Source organism: Lyngbya sp. CCY1209 (genome assembly GCF_055795065.1).
Genome location: NZ_JAYFER010000306.1, coordinates 1 through 789 on the forward strand (window position 1 = coordinate 1; position 789 = coordinate 789).

General features: G+C 46.8%; 1 protein-coding gene. It reads right to left on the bottom strand.

From position 1 onward, the window contains the following. Positions 1-27: 27 nt before the first annotated feature. On the bottom strand, positions 28-789 hold a 762-nt coding region (locus tag AC0QHF_RS08935; RefSeq protein ID WP_324703856.1), incomplete at its 5' end, for a group II intron reverse transcriptase.

Genomic DNA, 789 nt, shown 5'->3' on the forward strand with positions numbered 1-789 from the left:
TTCAGAACCGTGCATGAGATTTTCACCTCACACGGCTCCTAGTTCAGCCGTCTCGTTGTCATGAGTACGACTCTTGCCTTGACTGCCATCTACAGCAGTCTTGGCATCGTGACAGTGGCGGTGCAACAATTGGAGGTTTTTGTAATCATCCTTTCCACCTAGGCATCTAGGGATGATGTGGTCGGTTTCCAATTGGTCTTCAATAGTGAAGTGTTGCCCGCACCATTTGCATTTGCCTTTCTGGTCTTTTAGTAGTTTGGCTTCTCGGTTCGAGATTTCTGGCGATTTCCCTCTCCTCGTTGCCCAGTAGACCCAATTTCCGTCATACATCGATGCGTTCGGTCTGACCAGCGTGTGGTAGACAATAGGAGTCCAGGCGTGTTTTTGGAGTCGTAAACCATCCTTAGTTTGGAAAATCCACTTGTCCTTCCTTTCGTCCCCATTGCTCAGTTTTGCCATACCTGTTCGGTAGTATTTTCTAAGCGTTTTGTATTTGGCGTTTCCGCATCGTGATACTATCCATGCCCGCAATTGTTGCCGGAGTATATTATCTAGCTTGTTGAAAATCTCTGAGGAGACTACCCCTGAATAGTATCTTGCCCATCCTGTGATGATGGGATTAAGATGTTTAATCAGGGCGGCTTGAGGTGCTGTTTTATGTTTCCTAATCACCTCTTTCACCTTTTCGATGTGGGCTTTGATTGCTTCCTTGTCCGGTTTTATGTGGGTCTTGAAGCCGAGTAGACCTCTTCCCCCCGATTTCTTCCCGGATGTATGTTTTCCTTTTGG